1 protein-coding gene is annotated in these 923 nt (G+C 65.5%); it reads right to left on the bottom strand.

Annotated features, from left to right (window positions below; genetic code table 11):
• Positions 1-923, bottom strand: a 923-nt coding sequence (locus A5753_RS05230) for an AMP-binding protein (protein WP_156655952.1), incomplete at both ends; no start/stop codon positions are given.

Raw genomic sequence — 923 nt, 5'->3', positions numbered from 1 at the left:
GTCACCACCGCGACCGGCCCCGCATCAGCGAGCATGAACTGCATCCGCGCCCCCGGCTGTGTCGGATCGATCGGCACATAGGTCGCCCCGGTCTTGAGCACCGCCAAAATCGCCACGATCGCCTCAGCGCACCGAGGCAACAACAACGCCACCCGATCACCGGCAGCCACCCGCTGACCCACCAGAAAATGCGCCAACCGATTCGAGGCCTCATCAAGCTGCCGATACGTCAACGACTCGCCCTCAAAACTCAGCGCCACCGCCTCCGGAGCCCGGGCCACCTGCGCGGCGAACACCGCCGGAATCGACACCGAGACACCCAGCTGCACAACCGGGGACATCAACGCCGCCCGATTACCCCACCCCTCCAACTGGGCACGCTCACCAACACCCAACACATCCACCGACGAGAGCCGCCGCGCTGGATCCGCGGTCATCGCCAACACCACCCGCTGCAACCGCTCCACCAACACCTCAATGCTGGCCACATCAAACACATCGGTGCGGAACTCCACCTGCCCGCCAATGCCGGCGGGCTCACCAGCCTCGGTCCAGCGTTCGGCCAACGACCACGTCAAATCCGCGCGCGCGGTGTCGGTATCGGCCCGCAACGGCGTGACCTGCACCTCCCCCAAGGCCACCCCGGCGGCGGGATCAGCGTCTTGCCAGTTCTGCCAGGCCAGCATGACCTGCACCAACGGATGATGGGTCAACGACCGGACCGGATTCAGCCGCTCCACTAGCACCTCAAACGGCACATCCTGATGCTCATAGGCGGCCAAACTGCGCGCCCGCACCTGAGCCAACAACTCACCAACGGTGGGATCGGCGCCCACATCCACCCGCAACACCAACGTGTTGACGAAAAAACCCACCAACTCATCGAGCGCAGGGTCACGGCGCCCGGCGATCGGGAACCCCAC

Origin of the sequence: Mycobacterium sp. 852002-51971_SCH5477799-a (assembly GCF_001667145.1) — a bacterium.
Taxonomy (GTDB): domain Bacteria; phylum Actinomycetota; class Actinomycetes; order Mycobacteriales; family Mycobacteriaceae; genus Mycobacterium.
The sequence above is the reverse complement of the archived record's forward strand: the minus strand, read 5'-3'. Positions and strand labels throughout refer to the sequence as shown.